The following is a 23,995-nucleotide window of genomic DNA, read 5'->3' as shown; positions in this document are numbered from 1 at the left end:
TCAAAGTGAAATCTTTTGATCAGAAATGTTTCTCAGCATGTGAAACATTTTAGTGGAGTCCCGGCCAATAATCACCATTTTCTGAGACCAGATCATCTAAGAGATCTTTGGCTACTTTTGCGCTAGGAATGGTTTTGGAAAGGGTTAACGCCTGCCACATTTTTTGGTAACTCTTTTCCACATATGCCTCCACCACTAATTTTTCCACAGTGACTTGTTGGAACATCAAGGCTTGTTGGAAAGATGGTATCTTGCCTTGTGCCAAAGCTTCTGGTCCATCAGAGCCAACAATACAAGGAACTTCCACCATGGCATCATCAGGAAAGTTAGCGATTGCCCCGTTATTCTCAACAATCATGACCATTCGTTCATGCGTATTGAACGCAATTGCTCGTGCCAGATCCACAATAAAGGTTGCATGAGCATCGATTTCAAATGCGATACCCTCTGCCGATCCTTGTTCGATGATTTTTTTCGCATGGTCGAAGACTCGCTTTTCTCTTCCTTCCATGACCTCATTCGAACGCGTATATTCGGGATGCTCTTTCATATGATCATAAACGTAATCTGGGTATAAGTAATATTTTAAATACGTATTTGGCAAATACTCTGGTGTCAGAGCCAAAAGATCTTTGGCTTTTTTGTGGGTTTCTTGCCAACTAGGATCTGTATGTTGAGTGTCCACTTCAACTTGAGTGAGATAGCCATTCTGTGCAACATATTCCCTGATTTGTTGGATGTATTCGTTGCCTTCTTTGTCCTTGATGCTGGTCCACCAGCCAAAATGATTCAAGCCAAAATAACGAACTTCTAAGTCTGCTGGATTTTTATCAATAATTTGCGACATCCGTCGCAAGGTGCCCACTGGCATATCGCAAATATTCAACACTTTTGCGTCAGGTCGCAACACACGACAGGCTTCTGCTACAATCGCTGCCGGATTCGAATAATTTAACATCCAGCAATCTGGCGAATACGTTTCCATATAATCAATGATTTCCAACATTCCGGTGATACTGCGCATACCATAAGCGATACCGCCAGGTCCGCAAGTCTCTTGACCGAACACACCATGGCGTAAAGGAACCTTCTCGTCTTTTTCCCGCATGTCATATTTGCCTACTCGAATATGAGCCATACAAAAGTCAGCACCAGTAAAAGCTGCTTGCGGATCCGTCGTATAAGAAAATTCGATCTGTGGTGCCTGTTCTTTTAATAAGATCGTCAATGCTTCACCTAAAGTTCTTTGTCGCGCTTCATCATTATCATAAAGTGTCAGCTTTCTCAATGGGAAGCGGTTTTGATTATCTAACAGCATCATCACGATCCCTGGTGTGAAGGTACTTCCTCCACCGGCAATCACTACTGAAAAATTCTTCATCATTCAATCTCTCCTTCTCGTCCAAGAAACTTTTCTAATTCTTCTCGTACTTTTGGTACAGTCAATCCATAAACAACATGGACATTCTCACCATTCTTGATAACGCCTTTGGCTTGGGTTTCTTCTTTTAGCAATGTCTCATCCACTAGTTCTGGATTTTTTAGTTTCAAACGCAATCGTGTGTAACAGTTGTCAATCGTTTTAATATTACTGTCTCCACCTAAACCTTTTGTGATCAATGCTGAAATCGAGTCCGTTGGTACAGATGAAGGGATTACTTCTGCCGTCACTCCAACACCAGCTCCTGCTAACCGTTTCTCTTTGTACTCTTTTTTTGAATACAATTTTGTTTCATTCCCTTCATCTTCCCGACCGACTGTTTTCAAATTCATTTTAGTAATCAAAAAGCGGAAAAGAGCATAATAGAGAAAGAAAAATACTACGCCAACGGCGATATAGATGGGCCAGCGAGTCTTTTCAATCCCTAACGGCAAGTTATACAAAAGGAAATCAATAAAGCCATTCGGACCAATCGCTCTTGAGCCAAAAATATTCAATGCAACCATACTCAGTCCACTTAATGCGGAATGGATCACGAACAAAACTGGCGCAACGAACATAAACGAAAATTCGATCGGTTCCGTTACCCCAGCAATAAAGGAAGTCACCACTGCTGGGATCAAAATAGCTTTGACCTTGACTCTATTCTCTGGTTTTGCGGTCTGATACATAGCTAGACAGGCACCAAGCAAGCCAAACATTTTTGAAATTCCTCGTGCATCCCAGATGACACTTTGCGAGAGAACCTTTACTGCCGGATCCGCAATTTCTGCAAAGTAAATGTTACGGGCTCCTTCAAAGACTTGACCACCGACTTCAGCGACTCCTCCAAGTGATGTATAGAGAAATGGCGTATAGATCAGATGATGGAGTCCAGTTGGAATCAATAATCTTTCTAGCGTCCCATACAAGAAGATGCCGAAGTTTCCTGTTTCTTGAATGATTCCACCTAAGCCATCAATACCTGTTTGAATCACTGGCCATACGATCGAAGACAGAATGGCCAACAAAACGACGACTGGAATCAAAATGATAAACACAAAACGAGCACCACCATATACCTGAAAGGCGTTATTGAATGTGGTGTCGATGAAACGATTATGAATCAATGCAACAATAATTCCTAAAATGATTCCTAAAAAAACACCCATGTCTAAAACTTGAATCCCTAAGACCAGTGCTTGTCCTGATCCTTGAAGTGCATCTGCCGCTACTAGCATCCCCCGAAGTTCCAAGAATTTATTCATGGCATATAAGAATACCAGATAGCCTAATAACGCTGTAAAACCGGCTTCTGCCTTTTTCTTTTTGGCAAGACCAAGAGCGATCCCTACACAAAATATGATGCCGAGATTCGTCAAAATCGGTAGGAGCGAAGCAGATAATATACTCCCAAAACCAGTTGTGATCGGATTATCCAAAAATGGGAAACGCTCAATCAAACGAACGTTTGTGAAAACATTACCAATTGCGATCAAGATTCCGGCAATCGGCAATATCAGTACCGGAACAAACATGGCTTTCGAAAACTTCTGCATCGCATCCATCACTTTTTCTTTCATTGATGAGACTCCTTTACTTTTTTATCGGTAGGTTTATTATAGGGAAGTTTGGCGTCCATTGGAACAGGAACCGCTTTCAAATCAACCTGTTGCAAAGATTGGAATGCGTTTCAGCATTCTAACAAACTCCGCACAAGAAAAATAAAAAAGCGAACCTCGAATTGGCTCGCTTGAGATAACGTGATAGACGATTTTTTGATCATAACGGCTTCACAAAAAACAATTCCAACGGCTGTTCAAAACCTGGTACGTCCATAAGCAACCCACCGGCATCTTTGTAGCCACATTTTCGATAGAAATGCTGACCGCTCTCATCAGACTGAGTAGAGGTCATACACATCCCATACCCTTGTTTCCGCATTTCTGCTTCCCAAAGGCGGAGGAAGTGCCTTCCTCTCCCCTTTCTCTGCTGGGATTCGTTGACCACCAGCAGGGTACAAAAGGGAATGGTATCCCAAAACAATTGGTAGCGAAGAATCCCCACAGGTTCTTCCTCATCGGTCAAGATCAACGCCTGTTGATCTTGAAACTTTTTTGCTAATCCTGCTTTTGACAAATGATTATCTAGCTCTAACCAGAATGTCGTATCCCTTTTTTGCGCATAACGAATCTTCAGCATCTTGGTTTCTCCTTGTTTTTTCCTGAATCGTAAAGCAGCACTATTTTTCTGTTGTTTCTCGGTATTCTTTCAACACAGCCAGAAACGCATCACCGTATTTATCTAACTTGTTTTGACCAACACCTTTGATCTGTAGAAATTCGATAGGGGTTTTAGGCTGCTGCTCCGCAAGTTCCCGCAATGTCTTGTCCGAAAAGACGACATACGGCGGCAAGTTTTGTTCTTGTGCGAGCGTCAATCGCAGGGAACGTAATTGGTCAAACAGTTCGTCATCGACGACCAATTGACGTACTTTGGCTTGTTTCCGGTAAACCTTTGCCTTGCCTAAAAGAACCTCTACACCGGCAGCTGACACACTGAGCAGGGGGTATTGTCCTTCCGAAGGGACTAAATAGCCTGATGCGGTTAAGTAGTCAATGAGTTGATTGACTTCTTTTTGTGACCAATCTTTCAACAAACCATAGGTTGGCAATTTTTCAAATCCCCATTGGGTGACTTTCTGATCTGCTGATCCGGTCAACACTTTCCCCACTAACGCTTTGCCAAAACGTTCACCCATTCGTTTCACACAGGACAACACTTTTTGCGTCTCAACGGTGATATCTACCTGTTCTCGTTCATCTAAGCAATTGCTGCAGCGGCCACAATCGGGACCGTCTTCCCCAAAATACCGCAATATGTAACGTTGAAGACACATTTGTGTATGCCCATATTGACTCATTTCTCTCAACTTGAGGTATTCATTTTGACGATACTGAATATCGGACTCAGATTGATCGATAAAAAACTGCTGAATCTGTAAATCCTGCGGAGCGTATAATAAAATGGCTTCGCTAGGTTCACCATCTCGTCCGGCACGTCCGGCTTCTTGATAATAAGATTCTAAATTACCGGGGATTTGGGCGTGGATCACAAAGCGCACATTGCTTTTGTTGATTCCCATACCAAAAGCATTGGTTGCTACCATCACTTGAAGACGATCAAAAAGAAAATCTTCTTGGTTTTGCGTACGTTCTTCTTCAGTTAATCCGCCATGATAGCGTCCAGCATTGATAGATTGTTGTTTCAATAAACGATAGATTCGTTCGACTTCTTTGCGTGTGCTGGCATAAATAATCCCTGATTGCCCTTTGTTCATCTTTAAATAGGTCAGCAAATAAGTATCTTTCTGCTCTTTGATAACTTCAAAAGATAGATTTTCGCGAGCAAAACCCGTTTTCACTTGGTTCTCTGGTGGAATCAGCAACAGTCGTTCAATATCTTGGGCAACTTTTGGCGTTGCTGTAGCTGTCAATGCCACCACCGTTGGCCGCTGATCAAAACTATGGATCGTTTCCGCTAAGCGTAAATAGCTAGGACGAAAATCATGTCCCCATTGTGAAATACAGTGGGCTTCATCAACAGCGAGTAGGGATATAGGAACATAGCGCAGCAATTCGCGAAAATGATCTGATTCCAAACGCTCTGGAGCGACATACAGGAGTTTGATCTCTCCTTTCGATGCTTGCCTTAACCGTTGGTTGATTTCCGGAGCTGATAAGGTACTATTGATATAAGCAGCCGGGATACCCATGTCATTCAATGCATCTACTTGATCTTTCATCAATGAAATCAATGGTGAAATAACTAATGTCAGACCGTCTAACAATAAAGCCGGGAGCTGATAACATACAGATTTTCCTCCGCCAGTCGGCATGATGCCTAAAACATTTTGATGAGAAAGAATGGCATTGATGATTGATTCTTGACCTTCCCGAAAGCTGGTATAACCGAATTTATCTCTTAAAACTTGATTGATTGATTGCATAATATCCTCTTTTCCATGTCCATTATACGAGAAAATCCAGTCATTTGAAATGGGAACAGTTTGGGAATCACTTTCGACAGGAACTTTCAGTCTTTGATTTTTTGAGAAGAATATGGAACAATGATTGAAACAAAAAAGGAGTTTGCAGTTTTATGGAAAAAATCGTAATTATCGGTGGCGGCATCATTGGGATGACCTTAGCAAATTATCTAGATACGACGAAGTACCAAGTGACCGTGGTTGACGACCCTACGGGACAAGCTACTAAAGCGAGTGCCGGGATCATTTCCCCCTGGCTTTCGAAACGGCGAAACAAACGATGGTATCAATTAGCTAAAGATGGGGCTGCTTTTTTCGAAAAATTGGCACAAGATTTCTCACTGACCACAGATATTTATCAACGCTCAGGTACATTGATCATTCGCCCAGAAAATCAGTTGGCAGCATTAGCGGAACTGGCGGAGGAACGGCGTAAAGAGGCACCGGAAATCGGTCAAATCACCTGTCTTTCTCCTGCTGAAACGCAGCAAGCTTTACCTTTGCTCAAACCACTACCGGCTTTGAAAATTTCCGGAGGAGGTCGACTAGATGGCGCTGCTTATCTAGCGTTCCTAGAAGAACGGGCCCGTACCAATGGGGTCGTTTTCGTCCAAGGGAAGGCTAGACTTTATAAAGAAAAAAATTGGGTCGTTTCTAATACATACGCAGAAATCCCAGCGGATCATGTTTGTTTAACCGCCGGACCAGGATTAGGCCAACTGTTAGAACACTTGAACTACCACGTCGATGTTCGTCCCCAAAAAGGACAGCTGCTCTCCTTCGAAACGACAGCGTCAGCAAAAGATTGGCCAGTGGCGATGTTAGAAGGCGAAGGCGATTTGATTCCTTTTGCGAATGGGAAGATCCTTTTAGGAGCGACTCACGAAAATGATGGCGGTTGGGATCTGACTCCCACTGAAGCAGCAAAGCAACAATTGCTGACTGGCATCGGTTCATTTTTGGCAGCTCCCGAGAAATTGTTTGCTGCGCCAATGACAGTTCGCGTAGGAACACGGGCCTATACTTCTGACTTTGCGCCATTTTTTGGACTGCTTCCCAGTGAGCCAGGATTAGTGGTCGCCAGCGGACTGGGGTCTTCTGGATTAACCACAGGTCCCTATATCGGTTATTTACTGGCTGAATATTTTAATCAAGGTCAGAACCCTTCTGAAAAGCAAAAACTTTTTGAGAAATATAGTAAACCTATAGCTGCCTATATTACTCAACGTCACTGATGGTAAAAAAAAGGAGCTGTGACAAAAGTCTTGTCGCAGCTCTTTCTTTCGAACAATTGGACAGAATATGCCGCAGCTGTTTTTGCCAGGTGCATCTCCCCTCTTGTTAAACCTCTTTTTTTCTTGAATTTAAGCGTTTAAAATTACCTTTTCTAATAGGGCACCGGCTTGATGATTTCCTTCAAGACCGATCGTTCCTGAAAATTGTTGGACACGTTCCATGTTCGTGATTAGGACGATGACCATCGTTTCTTTGCCTTGTTGTTCGATATAAGACAAGTCCATCGCTGCTAGTTTCGATTGTGGGGTTACTTGCTCTCCTACTTTTACGAATACTTCAAAGCCTTTGCCATCAAGAGAAACTGTATCGATTCCCATATGGACTAGAACTTCCACACCATTCGATGTGGTGATTCCCACCGCATGTTTGGAAGGGAAAACCGAAGTGACTTCACCACTGACTGGCGAATAGATTTGGCCGTCTTTAGAGTGAATGGCATACCCTTCACCCATCATTTTTGTTGAAAACACTTCGTCGGGTACATCTTCCAATGGAATGTATTCTCCTTGCGTTACAGCATGCAAATCAAGTTCGTTGGTGAAGGTTTCTGTTTCTGCTTGATTAGGGACTAGGAAATAAGTCAGAGCAAAAGAGGAACCGATCGCCAAGACAATGCCTAGGACCGCATAGATAAAGTATTCACCAATATAAGCCGGCAAACTAAAGATACTGGATAAAATATAGCCATAGATCCTTACGCCAAAAAAGCTGATGAACGCTGATGCAATCGAACTACCGATGGTAGCTGCTAAAAATGCTTTTTTATATTTTGATAAAATCCCAAACAATGCTGGCTCAGTGATGCCCAGCAATCCTGACACAGCTGAGGACAAAATGATTGATTTTTCTTCTTTTGATCTTACTTTAAAGTAGATCGCTGCGGTTGCGCCGGTGATCGCCATATTTGCCATGAACATCATTGGCATCAACATATCATACCCTTGATTGGCAAAGTTTTGTAATGCGATTGGCGTCATTGCATGGTGTAATCCGGTAAAGATCGCAATTGGACGAATAGCACCTACAACAATTCCTGCCAATACAGGAGAAATCGTAAACAAGCCAGCTACACCATCTGCAAGCAAATTGCCTAAATGAATACTGATTGGACCAATAACTGTCAGTGTAATCAGTCCAGCCACAAACAAGGAAATCGTCGGTGTAAAGACGGTCCGCAGAACTTGCGGCAATACCTTGTCTACCCAGCGATAAATGTAGCTTAATGCTAAAACAGCAAAAATGATTGGAATAACGGTACCCGCATAATTGAAAACGGGAACTGGTAAAACCCCAAACAGTCGAAAGGCCGAAATATTGCCTTCAGCAACTGCATTCGTCATCGTTGGAAATTGTAATGTTGCAGCAATGGCGATCGCCAAGTATTGATTCGTTTTAAAGATGCGCGCAGCAGAAGCAGCAACAAAAAATGGCAAGAAGGTAAATACGCCGCTGGCGATCATATCAATGACTAAATACGTATCTGTTTGATTGGAAATCACATTTAAGGCAACCAATCCTGCCATCAACCCTTTAATCATTCCTGCCCCAGCGATTGCTGGAACAATTGGTCCGAATACACCGGAGACTGTATCCATAAACAACGAGACAGCGCCTTTTTTCTCTGAAGACTCTTGACTCTTTTCATCCAAACCAAGTTCTTTGGCTAATGGAGCATAATAATCCGCTACATCTGTACCGATCACCACTTGGAGCTGATTGCTTTGATATTTCGTTCCCACCACTTTAGGTATTTTTTCTAAAGCAGTATAGTCAACTTTCTTTTCATCCTTCAAATCAAAACGAAGCCGCGTCATACAATGCCAAGCATTATTGATATTCTCGGATCCACCAACATCTTTTATGATCTGTTTTACGATGTCTTCTTTCATCATCATTTTTTCCTCCTGTTGTTTGCTAACGGACTTGAATCTTGAGGCGCCTTTTCAAGTGGGTCCGTTTTCACACACATAGTAGCATGGCTGCACCCGCTTGTAAAACCAGTCCTTTTATTAAAAAAACCGACCAAAAAGGCTATGTATCAACAAATAAATAAGAATCTATCTAAAATTGGACTGGTTTTATGAGCCATAGCCATCTTTTTTTGGACCAAATTGACAGCGGTTGCTCTGCGTGTTTCAATGGCTATATCAACTAGATACAAAAATTGGAGTGAATAAAATGACACCAACGATCATCACCGACGTCAAATCCTTTGCGATCAAACCTGATCGCCATAACCTTGTTGTCGTTAAAGTAGAAACCAATAAAGGAATTTCCGGACTAGGCTGTAGTACGTTTCAATTTCGTCCTTTAGCAGTCAAAACAGTCGTTGACGAATATTTACGTCCCCTTCTGATGGGTAGAGACGCGAATGAAATCGAAGACATCTGGCAAGTCATGAATGTCAATTCCTATTGGCGCAACGGTCCAATCACAAACAATGCCATCTCTGGTGTTGATATGGCATTATGGGATATCAAGGGACAGTTAGCTGATATGCCTCTGTATCAACTGCTGGGGGGAAAAGCAAGAACCGCGATCCCTGCTTATACTCATGCGGTAGCAGATAATTTAGACGATCTCTATCACGAAATCGATCGCTTTTTGGCAGCCGGTTATCGCTATATTCGTTGCCAGCTCGGGTTCTATGGCGGGAATCCAAGCCAGCTGCAAACACCCGAAGAACCAATCTCCGGCTCTTACTTTGATCAGACAGATTATATGGAAACGACTTTGAAGATGTTCGCAGCGATCAAAGAAAAATATGGCAACCAATTTCAAATGCTGCATGATGTTCATGAACGCCTCCATCCGAATCAAGCCATTCAGTTTGCCAAAGCAGCAGAACCTTATCAGCTCTTTTTCTTGGAAGATATTCTGCCGCCTGACCAAAATCACTGGCTGACACAATTACGCAGTCAGTCAGCAACCCCCATTGCAACAGGTGAATTGTTCAATAATCCAATGGAATGGCAAGAACTAGTCAAAAATCGGCAGATCGATTTCATGCGGGCCCATGTATCACAGATTGGCGGCATTACGCCAGCATTGAAGCTGGCTCATTTTTGCGATGCGATGGGGGTTCGAATTGCCTGGCATACGCCTTCTGATATCAGTCCAGTCGGCTTGGCAGTCAATACGCATTTGAATATCCATCTGCACAATGCCGCGATCCAAGAAACGATCGAGTTGCCGGCAAATACCCAATCCGTGTTTGTTGGCAGTCCCCAACCCAAAGGCGGCTTCTTCTATCCAATGGAAAAAAGCGGGATCGGTATTACATTTGATGAAGAAGCTGCGGCTGATTTTCCGGTCGTTTACCGCCCCCATGAGTGGACACAAAGCAGAACGCCGGATGGTACACTAATCACACCTTAAATAATAATCCTAAAAAACTCAGCAGCCTGACTCAAATTGTTGAATCAGAGCTCTGAGTTTTTTTGATTTATCGTCTAGGAAATTTGTGGCTCTTCCTCTGCCGATCAATCGATGCGTGAACGATGGATTTCTCGATCGAAAGGTCGAATATAGGTGACTGCATAGTCGATGGCGACGATGTTGCTGAATTCATAGACCCGCCCATCTTCCAAAATTGCCCGATTCGTGATTTGCATCGCTGGGGTCCCCCGTTTGCACAGCAAGATTGCCGACTGGGCCATTGAAGTCGCAATCGGGGTATAACTGCTGATGTAGTGGGAAATCCGATATCCGCAACTCTCAACATAGCGCTGAATTGAATGTTCTACTACCTCTTGAGTGACATTAGGAAATAATCCTACCGGTAGCTTCGACGTTTCTAGCTGTTCAATCTTATAATTGACGATTCGCACCCGTTCAAAGGTCCAAACTTCTTCATTGTCTGCTAACTGAAAGATTTTTTGTTCATCTGGGGTAGCGGGTGCTTTACTCAAAGAAATCATTTTGGAGTGGATCCGATCGTAAGGAGTCCGTGTCAAGGAATTAAAGATCATGGGATTTTTGACCCACTTCTCATGGATAAAGATTCCCGATCCTTGGACCACACGAACGATGCCGATTTCTTCTAAATTTTTGATTGCTTGTTGAATCGTAAAGCGGGAAACGCCATAATTTCTGGCAAGTTCTCTTTGATTCGGTAATTTTCCTTCAATAAATTCTTCCTGATAAATTTTACTAAGCAAATCTTGAACGATAAATTCTCGTTTTTTCATAAAAACTCCCCTCACTTGCTCTCAGCTGTCGCCAGAACAGATAGCCCATCTTCTAGAGCGATTGAAAGATGCACCTCACAGCAGATAGAGCATCGTCGCTTGTCCAGTATCATTACGAACTATTGTACTCGAATGTACTCGAAAATCAATCTGCTGAATCATTGGCTCTAGAGTTAAAAAGTTAGAATTTGTATCAAACCAGGCGTGTCGCCACAGAAATGAGTATTTCTATGTCAGCTAGCTTGATGTAGTTCATGAATGGTCAACACCTTAATCAAACAAGGACCAATCAAAAAAGATGTCACGAACTGTTAAACAGATTCGTCACACCATCGTATGAATCGATTATTGCACTTATTCCGAGAAAAAAATTAGTCGGACGGATCAGATTCCCAGTAATCCCGGAGTTCTTCATTGATTGTTTCAACATTCACTGATTCTCTTTGTTCCTCTGGTTGCTCTTCGTTTGGCACATCACCAACCGCTTTTAGACAATCAGGCGTGACTGTTTCACCTGCTTCAGCAGCCGTCAGTATTTTCTCGATTTTTATTTTGTGGGTCCAGTCAGCACCCATGTCATAAATGTAGGTCAGTGTTTGGCAGGTTTGGAAATCATGGTCGATCACTAATGCATTTGTAGGTTCCGTGTTCGGCACATCGATTGAATTATTGCCGGCAAGAAAAAGGTAGAGCTGTGAATCCTGCCATTGAAAAGCAATTTGGATCATATTATGGAGTTGTTCATAACTAATGCCTGCAGGAATGAGCATCCTTCGCCAAATCGGCGGCTTGAAACCTTCCAAATCAATACGGATTTGATATGCAGCGATTCTTTCTTCGCTAGCTTCAGGAACTTTTTTTATTGGAAAAGGGACGATTTTTGGCGATCGTTGATTTTCATAGGGATGTTCGATCGGAACCAAATCATGATCTTCCGGTTCGACATCATGAAGCATCTCTAGCATTGCCGCTTTCTTCTCTGAAGACCAGAAATGCGGTTTTGACATGCGAGAGTAAAACACAGGCTGTTTTTCTGCAAGAACAAAGATAATCTCTTGGTATTGTTCTTTTGTGATGTGCTGTTCTTTATACATGCAATAATAAAAATCTTCAATAGCTAATTTAGCAAAGGGGAGGAAATTCAAATCATAAGGAATCTCTTGAGGCATCATTTCCGTATAGACCCATTCGACAAACTCTTTGTCTGTCAGCATTCTTTTATTCGTCTTTTGTTCTGCACAAAAAATCAAATAAAAAACCGGATCTAAGTAATGATCTAAATCATCATTACTGACAACACTCGGACCGCCGAACAACGCGACATGATCCATCATGTGATCGATTACTTTTGCTAATTTTTTCAATGTTTTTTCCAAAAAAATACCGCTCCTTTCTATCAGTTTAACTTTGACGAAAAGAGCAGTAATTGTCAATCTTTTTTTTAATGAGCAAGCATTTCCTGTGCAATTTCTAATCCAGACAGATCAGTCGGATAGAACGTTGGCCAATGATCCATTTCCGACAATAATGCTTCTTGACTTTCATTGCCAAAATAAAGGTGAAAATGATGGGAATCAGTTGGTGCAATCGAGTGATCGCTAAATTGGATATATTTGTAGGCTGCATCGTTATCTTTTGATTCAAACAAATAACGGACGCCGCGATTCCCTGCTTGGTAATTCAAGATCTTTTTGCCTACATATTGATAGGTTGCTTTCTTGGTTGTGCCATCTTCAAAGGTAAATGCCATCGTATCTCCTGTGATCGTAATTTCTGCAACATCTGTTTGATAGCCAGTTGTATAATAGTCTTTGTATTCCTCGGCCGTCATGCTTTTATTCTGTTTTGCTTTGTAGTCAAAAACTTGATCCAGCGTGCCGTCTTTCAAATAAGGATAGACCGATTGCCACTGTCCCTTCCAGTCCGTGAGTGAGCGGTCTTGAACATCTGCGTCGTCGAAATACCCATTATAAACGGTTTTTTCTTTCTCTGCTTCTTTCACTTCTTTCTCATTGGCTTGTGAAGTAGTCAGCATCAATGCGTCTCGGTTTTGTTCCATGATGGAAATGTAATCTTCCCCACGATCCATTTGTTCCTGTGTCAATCCTTCCAGCGGATTCAAAACGGATAAATCGACACCAGCTTCTGTTGCCAGTGTTTTGGCAATACTGTCTTTGGCATTTTCTTCAAAGTAAATCGTCTTGATCCCGGTATCTTCTACAAAATGCTTCAACTCAGCAATACGTGCCGCTGAAGGCTCTTCATTGGGAGACAGTCCGGCAATCGGAACTTGTGTCAGTCCGTATTCCAAAGCGAGGTAGCCAAAAGCAGCATGCTGGGTGACAAAATGCGTTTGCTTGGCATTCTTAAATGCTGACTGATAAGAATCATCCAATGACTGCAATTTTTCTAAATAGGCCGCAGCATTCCTTTCAAAAGCAGCTTTCTTTTCTGGATAAGCCCTGCTTAGCTGATCACGAATGCTTGCTACTTGTTTGATTGCAAGGCTTGGTGCTAGCCACACATGAGGATCTAATTCATGAGAGTGCCCTTCTTCATGATCGTGCTCGTGATCGTGGTCATGCTCTTCATCACCCGGCAGCAACACCATCCCCTCCGTAGCTTTCACAACGGTGACATCTCCTTCTTTCAATGTAGATTCAATGGCAGGAACCCACATTTCCATGTTCTCATTATTGTAAACAAAGACATCCGCTTCTTGGATTTTTGCCATATCTTTAGCCGATGGTTCATAGTCATGTGAGTCTGTCCCTGCCGGCATCAACAATTCGACATTGCCTTCATTTCCCACCACATTGCGAGTAAAATCATACATAGGATAAAAACTAGCGAGGACTTGAATCGTTGGATCACTTGATTGTTCTGTCTGTTCATTCGCTGATTCCTTTGTCACACTGCAAGCAGCCAACCCTAGAGCCAAAAGCGAAATACCTGTTATTTTAAAAAATTTCTTCATCTCTTTACCAGCACCCCTTTTTGATTTAGCAAAACGATCATTTCTCCTAAAAAAAACACCAGAGAGTCTGTTACGATTTACTTTACACAAATCGTAACGCTTACGTTTTACTTTCGATTAATTACTTTACACAAGGGAAAACAATCTGTCAACACCTAAAAAGATGTTTTTTTATATGTCTATTCTTTCATATCTGCAGTGATTCATTTGTCTTTTTGCTCGCGCTGTCTGACTTGTTCTTTCAAATCGTCTGTGCTACACTCAGAAAGTAATTGAATCGAATTATCCACTAGGGGCGCTTTATGCTGAGATAGACAGTTTGTCTGGTCCCTTTGAACCTGATTTGGTTAATACCAACGTAGGGAAGTGGTTGCGCAGCTTATTTCGCGTTCCCATTTTTCTGTCTACCCGTGGATAGAAAAGGAGGAACGCTTTTTTTGTAGACAGAAAATCATTCGAAAGGAAGAATACTATGGAAAATTGTTCAATGAATCAAATCGATATCACGGGATGCCGCATCAGTCTTTATCCAATGAAAGATGATTTTGCCTCTCACATTCTTCGAAGCATCAAAGAGACCGATACCACAGCCGTTTGGCAGCAGACAGATCTTTTCAGTACACTCTACCGTGGTGAAGCTGCCAGTGTGATTGATGCGGCAGCAGCTCTTTTTGTCAATGCCTATGACCCAAAAACACATTTGGTCGGTGAGTTCACTTTTTCGAAAGGCTGTCCAGGAGATCTGGCTGGTGATGCCTTTCTCAGCGGCAAGCATGAACGGCCAAACCATCAGCAAATTACTGCAAAAGGTACGTTCATCGTTCAGTGCAAATATTCTTTTTATGTCTTTGGACGTGAAGATTATATGGAAGAAATTGCGCATATCGTCTCGTTGGCGGATGCCATGGGCTTACAACCGCAATCGGCCCATTACGTGACGCTGCTATCTGGCACAGCCGCTCAATTATTCGCCTATTTTGAACAAGCACTGGCCTATGCACACGAAAAGCTGCCTCATTATGTTCTTGAAGGAACCGTTTCAGTCAATAGTCCCTCGTTGAAGGAGGCCTCTTTGCATGAGTAAGTGGCAATTAAAGGATGTGATCATGGTAGGCATCGTTTCTCTCGTATTCGGTGTCGTTTATTTAGGGGCCGTTCACTTGGGGGTTTTACTCAGCACCTTGTTAACTCCATTTGGCCTCGCCATTCTAGCGAATGAATTTCTCTTTGGGATTTGGTTTATGGCGTCTGCATTTGCCGGTTACGTACTAAGAAAACCAGGTGCAGCCACGATTACTGAAATGATCGCCGCTTTGTTGGAGGTTTTCATGGGTAACTTTTATGGTCCAATTATCTTTGTCAGCGGCTTTCTTCAAGGAATCGGCACAGAGGCTGGCTTTGCCGCTTTTCGCTATCGAAAATTCGGCTGGTCTTCTTTGATCCTGGGAGCTTTGGGAGCGACTGTCACCAGTTTTATTTGGGGCATGATCCGTTCCAGCTTTCTTGATTTAAAGTGGCAATTACTGCTGACTATTTTCGTGATCCGTCTGCTTTCCGCGCTCCTTTTTTCAGCTGTCCTTGTTAAAGTGGTTTGTGATCACTTAGCAAAAATGGGGGTTTTGAATAGCTATCCGATTGCTCAACATACTCGCTTCAAACAAAGCCGTGTGAAAGAATGAGTTTAGCACTAGACTCCTGTGTCTTTACGATTGATGAGCAAAAACTTACCGCTACCTTTGAATTAGCTCCTGGGGAAATCAAAGGGATCTATGGTCCTTCTGGTTCAGGAAAAAGTACGTTTTTTCGCTTATTAGCCGGTTTGTCGGATCAAGGGTTCGAATCTGGACACTATGTGATCGATGAGAAAGATTTTACTGATTTATCCCCTGTACAACGGATTGCATCCGTTAGTTTGATGTTTCAAAATCCCGATACGCAGTTTTGTATGCGAACTCCCCGAGAAGAGCTGTTATTTTGTTTGGAAAACAGAGCCATTCCATTAAACGAAATGACTCGTCGTATTGAGACAGCACTCGATTTTTGCGAGATTCGTCATTTAGAAGATCGAGTGCTGACAACCCTCTCAGGTGGGGAGAAACAACTAGTAGCGTTAGCATGCTGTCTTGTTTTAGAAAGCCGCTATCTTCTATTAGATGAACCTTTCGCTAATCTCGATTCGCTGACCGCCCAATCATTGATTGAAAAATTAACAGAAATTCAACAAAAAAAGAAAATCGGAATTCTTTTAATCGACCATCAAGTAGCACCGGTCGCTGACTGGGTGCAGGAATGGCTCCTATTAACAGATGCTTTTCAGTCGGTTCCTTCTCAGTTGCTTTTAGAGCAAGAAGAGCAACTAAGACAAACTATGATTAAACCGTCCCCCATTCCTATTGAGCCGCAGCCCCTCTTGCGGTTTGAAAATTTTCGTTTGCCAATTGGCAGACATTCTCTGCTGATCAAAGACGAAGTCTTTTCGACCGGAGAACGAATAGGCATCACAGGAAAAAGCGGGATAGGAAAATCAACCTTTTTTAAAGCTCTGTTGCAGCAAGTTCCCTATGATGGAACGATCTATTACCAAGAGCAATGCTTGACCTCTCGCAGTCATCCTTTCGATCGGATGAGCTGGGTCATGCAAAACCCGCAGGATCAGTTTCTAGCTTCCTCCGTGGCACAAGAATTAGCCAATGGTCAAGAAAGAGAGGATCTCTCTGAAAAGCTGAACCAATTGGGACTATGGGAGAAACAGGAAGATTCTCCTTTCCTATTAAGCCAAGGACAACAACGGCGATTAGCTGTTGCCTGTTTGATCGATCGTGAGATCCCGATTTTGCTTGTTGATGAGCCAACCTATGGACAAGATTTGCGGCAGTCTTGGCAATTGATGTCGTTATTGGCAGACAAAGCGGCCAGCGGTACACTGGTCTTCATCATTAGCCATGATTTGCGTCTTCTGTCAGATTTTTGTGACCGAACATTCGATTTCAATTATTTTGTAAAGGAGTCTTCCAATGAAGTACCGAAACCCAACAGTCAAGCTGCTGACTTTATCCGCGCTGGCTTTGCTCGTCTCTTTTCAAGATAATTTATTGCTAAATAGCAGTTTGACTTTATTTTTCTTGTTGCTGCTCTTGGTTTATCTGCCTCTGAAAAAATTGCTCAAGTTACTTTTTCTCTTGTCTTTAAGTGCAGTCGGGATCTTTTTTACCGGGCTATTATTTTTCCAAGAAGGTCAAAACGGCAGCACGACAGCGGCATATGCCTATGGCATTCGTCTCGCCAGTCGCGTTTATTGTTTTGGGACATTAGGAAGTGTCTTTGCCGCTACGACCTCACTAACAGAGCTGATCTATTCTTTGCAACAGCAACTTCGCTTGCCTCCTGTTTTTGCTTATGGCTTAATGGCAGCCTTTCATATGGCACCTATGATTCCTAAAGAGTACCGCAACATCCAGTTTAGTCTGAAATCTCGAGGAATCACTTATTCCAAACTATCCTTAAAACCACTGATTCCACTGATGGTCAAATCGATCCGCTGGTCAGAACTTCTAGCTGCAGCCATGGAATCTCGCGGATTTGTCGGTGATGCACCTCGAACCTATGCAGTGAATTATTCAGTCACCCTTAAGGATTGGTTGTTTGGACTTGGACTTCTTGGCGCTGGATTGATCCTTACTTTGCTTCCAGTATGAAGCTAAAAAAAGGGATAGAATAAACAACAAATCTGATTCTAAACAAAAAGATACCGCAAACAGGACAGCACTTGCTGAACTTGTTTGCGGTATTTGTTATTGATTAGTGGAACTTACATTACCATTCGTTTCCCTTGTTTGATCTGAGAAATCATCACCAAAAAAGTGGTTGCTGTAATATAAATGGTGAAAACCAAATAAAGCTTTTTTACAATAGAAACAGTTTCGCTCGTGACTAGATGACCGATTCGAGGCAAATGGAACAAAGGTTGGCCAAGTAATTGACTTTTTCTGATTTTGGTCGTTTCCATGTGGTCTTGATTGTCTCCGATCGTATACATCACTTGCTCATTTTGATCAATTGCAGCAATTCGCCGCGTGTATATTTGTTCCCCTTGATTCACAAAATAAGTGATTGCATCGCCGACAATCAAATTTTCTGCATCCACACTTTTAACAAATAATAAACTTCCAGAGGAATATGTTGGTTCCATTGCGTCACTCTTCACAATAGCGATGCGTAACCCTAACATTTTTGGAATAACAATCATGAGTAAAGAAAGAAGCATAATAATTAATGTTGTAAAAGAAAGAAGGATACTTGTTTTAGAAATTTTTTTCATCACAGTTCTCCTTTATTTTTGATATTTTTGTATATTACGTTTATATTATAACGATTAATGATTTTTTTCAAATAATATGAGTCCGCTTTTTTAAATGATTTTTTTATTAGTTATTTTATTATTTCTGGTATAACACCCATTATCATTTGACTTAATCAATTGTTTTGTTTTATTCTAGACGTGAATAAAAAACAGGAGAATTCATATATGTTTAAAAAAAATAACAAACTAAACTTGAAGAATGCAATTCCCTTCTTAACGATTTCTGCTTTTTCTCTGGGAATTATCTTGTTCTATATTTCTGCTCTGATTAATCCAGTGATCAGTCTTCCTTCTATTGAAAAACAGGAAGATTGGCTGTATTATTCTGCAGCAGAACCAGAAACAACTTTCGACAGTAACTATGTGAATTTTTTGCCTAATATTCCTACCAATGAAAATTTGGTAATGGAACGTAAAATCATCAATGAGCACTACTACCCGACATTGCTGTTGGTGGGCGATCATCAGAAAATGACGGTTTATTTAAATGATAAACTTTTATATACCAATAAAAAAGAAGTAGCAGATGGTCTTGTGAATCCTGGGAAAACCCTCTCTTTTGTCACCTTGCCAGAAAATTACCAAGGCCAAACACTACGTATCTATGTATCTAGTCCTTTCAAAAATTATTCAGGATATCCCGCTGAGGTCTTTCTTGGTTCTTCAAACGCTTTAGTCAGTTATGTCTTTCGTCATTCGATTCCCAATATTTTCATGCTTCTTCTGACAGGTTTTATCAGCTTGCTTAATTTGATTTATGTAGGGATTAAATTAGTTAAGAAACGAAAATTACTCGTTTCGAAATTATTATTCAGTGCTTTTGCACTGTCAGCTGGACTAGAAGCCGGTTTTGGCGATATTCTTGGAGGGTTGCTCTTTAACCCCACCATAAATTCAGTGATGTTGAATGTCTTATCGATCATTACCCCAATGTTCTTGATCGGCTTTTATTTATCGAAAATGGAAGTTCTTCAACAGAAGTACAAGATTTGGGTGATCTTCCATGGCATTTGTGGTGCAGCAGCCATTTTATCTGTCTTTTCCCATCAACTCCACTTGCCGGAGATTATGGATTATATCCATTTACTGAATATTTTTAGCACTTTTGTGACATCCTTTGCTGCCATCTATGAAGCGGTTAAAAAGAATCAATTTTTTGTTCTTTGTTCTCCCTGGATCGTTTTATCCGCGATTGGTCACTGCTTTATCTACATTCAAGATGTCCTAAACAGCGATCAATCAAAAATCAATTGGAATACGATTTTCTTCGTACTCTTGATTATTGTCTGCTGGTGCTATGATTTGCTGCGTTTGTTTTTCTATAATGAGGGGAAAACAAAAAAACAGGATATCGCAGGACTCAAGATTCGCTTGTATGAAGAACAACAACCGATAATTCAACAACAAATCAATCAATGGCAACAAGCTTTTCTCGGTTTTCGCAAACAGTTGAATACTGCAAAAGTCATGCTGGAAGACAACAGTTTGCTGGGAGCTTTTGATCAAATCAACCTAATCGAGCAGACGCTAGAAGAATCCTGTCCAATCAAAAGTGAAGATCATTCTCTAACAACCCTGCTATTGACAAGTTATCAGCAATTGACTCAGCAAAAAAGCATTGAATTCTCTTATGATGTGGATATTCCCGCAATCAAAGAACTAGCTGAAGAAGATTTTCTACAATTATTTGCTCATTTAATGGACTATGCAATTCGGGAAACGTATCTACTCAAAGATCGCGCCCTGCGGAAGATTCATCTAAGTGCTATCAAACAGCAGAATCAGTTGTTCGTCAGCTGTCAGTTTCCAACTTTGGCTACTTCGGAAAAAGAAGCCATACCGAATATTGAAACCTTTGAAGAAGAAAACTATTTTGATCTTCAGATTATTGAAAAACTGACCCAGCAAAATTTTGGGTCTTGCTCGGTCTTACATGAGGAACAAGCCACTCGTTTTTCTCTGACATTTTCTTCAGATGGGTTGCCAGATTTCCTAGAGCTAGTCAGTAATGAATAACAAAATGACAAAAAAAGCTTGCTTTTTTCCGAGTTTCGATTTAGCATGAATGTAAGATTTGGATCAGTATTCTTATGATGGTTAAAGAGAGTTGGAGCAAGCTGGAAATCCAATACCCGCTAATAAGAAGAACCTGCCAATGGTAGTGACCGCAAAACGGTCGGTGTGAAGACCTTATCCTTCATGAGTTGGACTAGCAATAGTCAACAAAGGTGGTACCGCGAAATCCAAGCATTTCGTCCTTTTTATAGGACGGAATGCTTTTTTATTTTTTAAGGAGGAAAAACAATGACACAAAAAAATGATTTTACAGAATGGTACATTCAGACCATTCAAAAAGCCGAATTGATGGCTTATTCGCCAGTTAAAGGATCAATCATCTTCCGTCCTGATGGCTTTGAGCTATGGGAACATATTCAAGAAGAATTTAATCGCTTTTTAAAAGCAGAAGGCATTCGCAATGCGTATTTCCCAATGCTGATCCCCCAAAGTTTTTTCATGAAAGAAGCGGATCACATTGAAGGATTTGCTCCTGAATTGCCTTGGGTGACAGAAGTCGGTAATGAAAAATTAGAAGAACCATTAGCATTGCGTCCTACTTCTGAAACTATGATCGGTTCAGCCTTTTCTGATTGGATCAATTCTTACCGTGATCTACCATATGAAATCAATCAATGGGCCAATGTTTTTCGTTGGGAAAAGAAAACACTGCCTTTTCTCCGCACTTCTGAATTCTTATGGCAAGAAGGACATACCGCCCATGAAGATGAAGCAGATGCAAGAAAGCGGACGTTAGGAATTTTGGATGAATATGCACGTCTTTGCGAAGAATTTTTAGCCATTCCCGTGTACAAAGGACAAAAAACACCTTCTGAACGTTTTGCTGGCGCGGTGGATACCTACTCCATCGAAGCCATGATGAAAGATGGAAAAGCTGTCCAAGCCGGTACGAGCCATTATATGGGGACGAAATTTGCAGAAGCTTTCGATATTACTTATTTATCGAAAGAAAACAAACATACCTATGCACATACAACTTCTTGGGGTGTTTCTACACGTTTGTTAGGCGCATTGATCATGACTCACGGTGATGAAAACGGATTGGTTTTCCCACCAACGATCGCCCCTACGCAAATCGTCTTGATGCCAGTCGGACCTTGGAAGAAAAATCCTGCCATTTTAGAAAAATTGGAAGAGTTGTTTGCATCTTTCAAAGCCAAAGGTATTCGTGTTCGCTTAGACGATTCTGACAATTCGCCAGGTTACAAATTTAACGAGTGGGAATTAAAGGGCGCTTGCTTACGAATCGAATGTGGTCCAAGAGATTTAGAAAATGGGCATGTAATGGTCAAAGTCCGTGATCTTGCCGAAAAACAAACCGTAGCATTTGATGACCTTGCTGATTTCGTGGATCAGCAATTGGCTGCGATGACACCACGTTTGCTTGAAGCAGCTCGTAACAGAAACAAAGAGAACGAGTATTACGATATCGAAACACTGGAAGAGTTAAAAACACATATCGAAGCCTGCAAAAAAGAAGATAAAGTCACTGGTTTTGTCTTAATTGGTTGGGACGGGACAGAAGAAACTGAAGCCAAGATCAAAGAAGAAACTGGCTTTACTACCAGAAATATCCCATTTGAAGCTCCTATGGAAAAAACAGTTGACATCGTCAGCGGGAAACCTGCTAAACACACCGTTTGGATTGCCCGAGCTTACTAAGCAAAGAGCAAAAAGAAAAAAGCGCAGCCCGTAAAAAAAACGGCATGTTCACTAAGAGAAAAAGCAGCCACAGATTCTACGATCTGTGGCTGCTTTTTCTTAGTGCATTTCAGCTATTCTATGGATTTTCGTTATATCCACATCTTTTTTTGATTTGCTGGAAAATCAATAAACTAATTCCAACAAATCCTCAGGGGTAATATTGCCAAAATATTTTTTGACATCAATTTGATCAATCACATCTTTCAATGCAGATTTATCATAGCGGGTGCCGATAAAAGCTTGTTCAACGTCAGCAATATCTCCTAATCCAAAGAAATCTCCATAAATCTTTGCTTCTGTAATCTTGCCTTCTTGAACGTTAAAGCGAACTTCGATCGATCCAATTGGAAATCGTTTGCGGCGTTCAATATCAAACGCAGGAGATTTCCCGTAATTCCAATCCCAGTTTCGATAATACTTGTCGGAAATTTCATTGATTTTGACCCAATCTTCCTCAGTCAATGTATAGGTCTTGACTTGGTCGACTGAATCCACACCAAAAATCTTCAAAAGAATCTCTTCACGAAACGCTTCGGTCGTCATATCTTGTTTGTCTTTTGGTAAGAAAGGTTTGATATTCGTCACGCGAGAACGAATCGATTTGATCCCTTTTGATTCGATTTTATCTTTGCGCACTTTCAACGCATTGACCACTTCATTAATGTCACTGTCAAACATGATGGTCCCATGAGCAAACATTCGACCATTGGTGGCGTACATTGCATTCCCAGAGAACTTCATATCATCAATGACTAGGTCGTTGCGGCCTTTTAATTGTGCCCCTTCGACGCCCATTTCATGAAGCGCCTGAACAATTGGTTTCGTCAATTTTTCGAAATCACGGAATGAATTACCGTCATCCGGCATGATAAAGCTAAAATTCAAGTTTCCAAAATCATGATAGACAGCCCCACCGCCACTAAAACGGCGAACCACATGGATTCCATGAGCATCGACATAGTCTTTATTGATTTCTTCGATCGTATTTTGATTTCGTCCAATAATAATCGACGGCTCATTGATATAAAACAGCAGGATCGGTTCATCCACCTTCATTTCCTGCAGCAAAAAGATCTCAATGGCTAGGTTGATTCTTGGGTCGTTGTTTTCATTTGGTACAAAAAGCATCTGCTACTCCTCCTCGGGTTTAAATCTCAAAGATTTTTTGAACTGCTGCCAATTCAACCGGTATCCCGTTGGCCGCCGCTGCTGCCTCTTCTTTCAGTTGCTCCAGATCACCATGCTGTGGCAGATGAGTCAAAACCAGTTTTTTGACCTTCGCTGCGGCAGCAATTTCTCCAGACTCTTGAGAAGTAAAATGAGCTTTGTGGCGTTCATTCCCTGCAAAGAGGTAGGTATCTGCTAAAAATAAGTCGGCATCTTTGGCAAAATCGACAAAACTTTCTAAGTAGCCGGAATCGCCTGTGAATACAAATATTTTACCTGTACTATTCTCCACAAAGCGCATGGCATAACAAGTTACAGGATGAATCGTCTTCATAAATGTAACAGAAAACGGTCCCAATTCCAACTGTTTTGTTTGTAAATAATCATGCCCTTCTGTAACTCCCGCCATGGTCAACTCATTGAAATGAATACTGTCTTCTCCATGCCCATAAATGGGCAATACGTTCCGCTCTGCTTGCTTAGGAAATAGCTGCCAATAATACTGTAAGACACCCAGATCTGCGATATGATCGTGATGGTAATGACTCAAAATCACAGCATCCAATGCTAACGGATCCAAGATTTTTTCCAATTGAATCAGTGTCGTGCTGCCAGCATCCAGCAACAAATGATATCCCTCAGACTCTAATAAATAGCCAGTAGTTCCCTCACCCTTATAGGGATATGCGCCTAAACATCCTAAAACTGTTAGTTTCATACTTCCGCCTCCTTATCCCTATGCTATCACAAAAGCATT

General features: G+C 41.6%; 19 protein-coding genes, 1 riboswitch and 1 other annotated feature. Of the genes, 8 read left to right on the top strand and 11 right to left on the bottom strand.

The annotated features are described in order from the left end of the window. Window positions 1-49 precede the first annotated feature (49 nt). The 4 genes from IGJ45_RS07085 to recQ all read right to left on the bottom strand — a co-directional run bounded on the left by IGJ45_RS07085 (window position 50) and on the right by recQ (window position 5,429). Window positions 50-1,381, bottom strand: coding sequence for a 6-phospho-alpha-glucosidase (locus IGJ45_RS07085; RefSeq protein WP_003127146.1), 1,332 nt, complete (start codon window positions 1,379-1,381; stop codon window positions 50-52). Next, a complete protein-coding gene (locus IGJ45_RS07080; RefSeq protein WP_103300036.1) occupies window positions 1,381-3,003 on the bottom strand; it encodes a PTS transporter subunit EIIC in 1,623 nt (540 codons plus the stop codon). Before IGJ45_RS07080 ends, IGJ45_RS07085 begins: the two co-directional genes overlap by 1 nt. A gap of 199 nt (window positions 3,004-3,202) precedes the next feature. Next, window positions 3,203-3,622: a GNAT family N-acetyltransferase gene (locus IGJ45_RS07075; RefSeq protein WP_195957676.1), complete on the bottom strand. Its 420-nt coding sequence runs from the start codon at window positions 3,620-3,622 to the stop codon at window positions 3,203-3,205. 40 nt (window positions 3,623-3,662) lie between these two features. After that, on the bottom strand, window positions 3,663-5,429 hold the full coding sequence (gene recQ / locus IGJ45_RS07070; RefSeq protein ID WP_003127130.1) for a DNA helicase RecQ: 1,767 nt from the start codon (window positions 5,427-5,429) through the stop codon (window positions 3,663-3,665). A 152-nt stretch (window positions 5,430-5,581) separates the two neighbouring features. Here recQ and IGJ45_RS07065 point away from each other — a divergent pair, with 152 nt between their 5' ends. After that, on the top strand, window positions 5,582-6,703 hold the full coding sequence (locus IGJ45_RS07065; RefSeq protein WP_409531259.1) for an NAD(P)/FAD-dependent oxidoreductase: 1,122 nt from the start codon (window positions 5,582-5,584) through the stop codon (window positions 6,701-6,703). A 129-nt stretch (window positions 6,704-6,832) separates the two neighbouring features. Here IGJ45_RS07065 and IGJ45_RS07060 read toward each other — a convergent pair whose 3' ends face one another. Then, window positions 6,833-8,656: a glucose PTS transporter subunit IIA gene (locus IGJ45_RS07060; RefSeq protein WP_409531312.1), complete on the bottom strand. Its 1,824-nt coding sequence runs from the start codon at window positions 8,654-8,656 to the stop codon at window positions 6,833-6,835. Window positions 8,657-8,942: 286 nt separating this feature from the next. Between IGJ45_RS07060 and IGJ45_RS07055 the strand changes: the two genes are divergently transcribed. After that, complete coding sequence (locus IGJ45_RS07055) at window positions 8,943-10,142, top strand: enolase C-terminal domain-like protein (RefSeq protein WP_103300033.1); 1,200 nt, start codon at window positions 8,943-8,945, stop codon at window positions 10,140-10,142. A 104-nt stretch (window positions 10,143-10,246) separates the two neighbouring features. On the opposite strand, the gene IGJ45_RS07050 is transcribed toward IGJ45_RS07055, so the two are convergent. The 3 genes from IGJ45_RS07050 to IGJ45_RS07040 form a co-directional block, all read right to left on the bottom strand. Then, on the bottom strand, window positions 10,247-10,954 hold the full coding sequence (locus tag IGJ45_RS07050; RefSeq protein WP_005472428.1) for a GntR family transcriptional regulator: 708 nt from the start codon (window positions 10,952-10,954) through the stop codon (window positions 10,247-10,249). A 371-nt stretch (window positions 10,955-11,325) separates the two neighbouring features. After that, the gene (locus IGJ45_RS07045) at window positions 11,326-12,330 is read right to left on the bottom strand and encodes a plasmid pRiA4b ORF-3 family protein (RefSeq protein ID WP_005472426.1); all 1,005 of its coding nucleotides are present in this window, start codon (window positions 12,328-12,330) and stop codon (window positions 11,326-11,328) included. A gap of 65 nt (window positions 12,331-12,395) precedes the next feature. After that, window positions 12,396-13,931, bottom strand: coding sequence for a zinc ABC transporter substrate-binding protein AdcA (locus tag IGJ45_RS07040; RefSeq protein ID WP_409531258.1), 1,536 nt, complete (start codon window positions 13,929-13,931; stop codon window positions 12,396-12,398). Window positions 13,932-14,212: 281 nt separating this feature from the next. Further along, a riboswitch (TPP riboswitch) is annotated at window positions 14,213-14,313 on the top strand. Window positions 14,314-14,403: 90 nt separating this feature from the next. Between IGJ45_RS07040 and IGJ45_RS07035 the strand changes: the two genes are divergently transcribed. The 4 genes from IGJ45_RS07035 to IGJ45_RS07020 are packed head-to-tail and all read left to right on the top strand — an operon-like array spanning window position 14,404 to window position 17,626. Beyond that, the gene (locus IGJ45_RS07035; protein ID WP_003127122.1) at window positions 14,404-15,015 is read left to right on the top strand and encodes a YkoF family thiamine/hydroxymethylpyrimidine-binding protein; all 612 of its coding nucleotides are present in this window, start codon (window positions 14,404-14,406) and stop codon (window positions 15,013-15,015) included. Continuing rightward, a complete protein-coding gene (locus IGJ45_RS07030; RefSeq protein WP_103300031.1) occupies window positions 15,008-15,610 on the top strand; it encodes an ECF transporter S component in 603 nt (200 codons plus the stop codon). The genes IGJ45_RS07035 and IGJ45_RS07030 overlap by 8 nt, the downstream gene beginning before the upstream one ends. Then, complete coding sequence (locus tag IGJ45_RS07025) at window positions 15,607-17,019, top strand: ATP-binding cassette domain-containing protein (RefSeq protein ID WP_242387422.1); 1,413 nt, start codon at window positions 15,607-15,609, stop codon at window positions 17,017-17,019. Before IGJ45_RS07030 ends, IGJ45_RS07025 begins: the two co-directional genes overlap by 4 nt. Continuing rightward, window positions 16,946-17,626, top strand: a complete 681-nt coding sequence (locus IGJ45_RS07020; RefSeq protein ID WP_040013728.1) for an energy-coupling factor transporter transmembrane component T — start codon at window positions 16,946-16,948, stop codon at window positions 17,624-17,626. The genes IGJ45_RS07025 and IGJ45_RS07020 overlap by 74 nt, the downstream gene beginning before the upstream one ends. 113 nt (window positions 17,627-17,739) lie before the next feature. Here the strand turns inward: IGJ45_RS07020 and IGJ45_RS07015 are convergent, their stop codons facing one another. Further along, the gene (locus IGJ45_RS07015) at window positions 17,740-18,249 is read right to left on the bottom strand and encodes a signal peptidase I (protein ID WP_103300029.1); all 510 of its coding nucleotides are present in this window, start codon (window positions 18,247-18,249) and stop codon (window positions 17,740-17,742) included. A 207-nt stretch (window positions 18,250-18,456) separates the two neighbouring features. Here IGJ45_RS07015 and IGJ45_RS07010 point away from each other — a divergent pair, with 207 nt between their 5' ends. Together IGJ45_RS07010 and proS are read left to right on the top strand one after the other, a co-directional pair. Further along, a complete protein-coding gene (locus tag IGJ45_RS07010) occupies window positions 18,457-20,307 on the top strand; it encodes a hypothetical protein (protein ID WP_409531257.1) in 1,851 nt (616 codons plus the stop codon). Window positions 20,308-20,351: 44 nt separating this feature from the next. Continuing rightward, window positions 20,352-20,554, top strand: a binding site (T-box leader). Between the two features lie 41 nt (window positions 20,555-20,595). Next, window positions 20,596-22,029, top strand: coding sequence for a proline--tRNA ligase (gene proS / locus IGJ45_RS07005; RefSeq protein ID WP_409531256.1), 1,434 nt, complete (start codon window positions 20,596-20,598; stop codon window positions 22,027-22,029). A 165-nt stretch (window positions 22,030-22,194) separates the two neighbouring features. Here the strand turns inward: proS and IGJ45_RS07000 are convergent, their stop codons facing one another. Together IGJ45_RS07000 and IGJ45_RS06995 are read right to left on the bottom strand one after the other, a co-directional pair. Continuing rightward, window positions 22,195-23,199, bottom strand: a complete 1,005-nt coding sequence (locus tag IGJ45_RS07000; protein WP_003127112.1) for a lipoate--protein ligase — start codon at window positions 23,197-23,199, stop codon at window positions 22,195-22,197. Between the two features lie 19 nt (window positions 23,200-23,218). Beyond that, the gene (locus IGJ45_RS06995) at window positions 23,219-23,956 is read right to left on the bottom strand and encodes an MBL fold metallo-hydrolase (protein WP_003127111.1); all 738 of its coding nucleotides are present in this window, start codon (window positions 23,954-23,956) and stop codon (window positions 23,219-23,221) included. Window positions 23,957-23,995: the final 39 nt, after the last annotated feature.

Origin of the sequence: Enterococcus sp. DIV0574 (genome assembly GCF_051711125.1) — a bacterium.
Lineage (GTDB): Bacteria > Bacillota > Bacilli > Lactobacillales > Enterococcaceae > Enterococcus_D > Enterococcus_D gallinarum.
The sequence above is the reverse complement of the archived record's forward strand: the minus strand, read 5'-3'. Positions and strand labels throughout refer to the sequence as shown.

Excerpts from the sequence above, each read along its gene's own strand:
- IGJ45_RS07085 (WP_003127146.1), bottom strand. The coding sequence starts at position 1,381 with ATGAAGAATTTTTCAGTAGTGATTGCCGGTGGAGGAAGTACCTTCACA.
- IGJ45_RS07080 (WP_103300036.1), bottom strand. The coding sequence starts at position 3,003 with ATGAAAGAAAAAGTGATGGATGCGATGCAGAAGTTTTCGAAAGCCATG.
- IGJ45_RS07075 (WP_195957676.1), bottom strand. The coding sequence starts at position 3,622 with ATGCTGAAGATTCGTTATGCGCAAAAAAGGGATACGACATTCTGGTTA.
- recQ (WP_003127130.1), bottom strand. The coding sequence starts at position 5,429 with ATGCAATCAATCAATCAAGTTTTAAGAGATAAATTCGGTTATACCAGC.
- IGJ45_RS07065 (WP_409531259.1), top strand. The coding sequence starts at position 5,582 with ATGGAAAAAATCGTAATTATCGGTGGCGGCATCATTGGGATGACCTTA.
- IGJ45_RS07060 (WP_409531312.1), bottom strand. The coding sequence starts at position 8,656 with ATGATGAAAGAAGACATCGTAAAACAGATCATAAAAGATGTTGGTGGA.
- IGJ45_RS07055 (WP_103300033.1), top strand. The coding sequence starts at position 8,943 with ATGACACCAACGATCATCACCGACGTCAAATCCTTTGCGATCAAACCT.
- IGJ45_RS07050 (WP_005472428.1), bottom strand. The coding sequence starts at position 10,954 with ATGAAAAAACGAGAATTTATCGTTCAAGATTTGCTTAGTAAAATTTAT.
- IGJ45_RS07040 (WP_409531258.1), bottom strand. The coding sequence starts at position 13,931 with ATGAAGAAATTTTTTAAAATAACAGGTATTTCGCTTTTGGCTCTAGGG.
- IGJ45_RS07035 (WP_003127122.1), top strand. The coding sequence starts at position 14,404 with ATGGAAAATTGTTCAATGAATCAAATCGATATCACGGGATGCCGCATC.
- IGJ45_RS07030 (WP_103300031.1), top strand. The coding sequence starts at position 15,008 with ATGAGTAAGTGGCAATTAAAGGATGTGATCATGGTAGGCATCGTTTCT.
- IGJ45_RS07025 (WP_242387422.1), top strand. The coding sequence starts at position 15,607 with ATGAGTTTAGCACTAGACTCCTGTGTCTTTACGATTGATGAGCAAAAA.
- IGJ45_RS07020 (WP_040013728.1), top strand. The coding sequence starts at position 16,946 with ATGAAGTACCGAAACCCAACAGTCAAGCTGCTGACTTTATCCGCGCTG.
- IGJ45_RS07015 (WP_103300029.1), bottom strand. The coding sequence starts at position 18,249 with ATGAAAAAAATTTCTAAAACAAGTATCCTTCTTTCTTTTACAACATTA.
- IGJ45_RS07010 (WP_409531257.1), top strand. The coding sequence starts at position 18,457 with ATGTTTAAAAAAAATAACAAACTAAACTTGAAGAATGCAATTCCCTTC.
- proS (WP_409531256.1), top strand. The coding sequence starts at position 20,596 with ATGACACAAAAAAATGATTTTACAGAATGGTACATTCAGACCATTCAA.
- IGJ45_RS07000 (WP_003127112.1), bottom strand. The coding sequence starts at position 23,199 with ATGCTTTTTGTACCAAATGAAAACAACGACCCAAGAATCAACCTAGCC.
- IGJ45_RS06995 (WP_003127111.1), bottom strand. The coding sequence starts at position 23,956 with ATGAAACTAACAGTTTTAGGATGTTTAGGCGCATATCCCTATAAGGGT.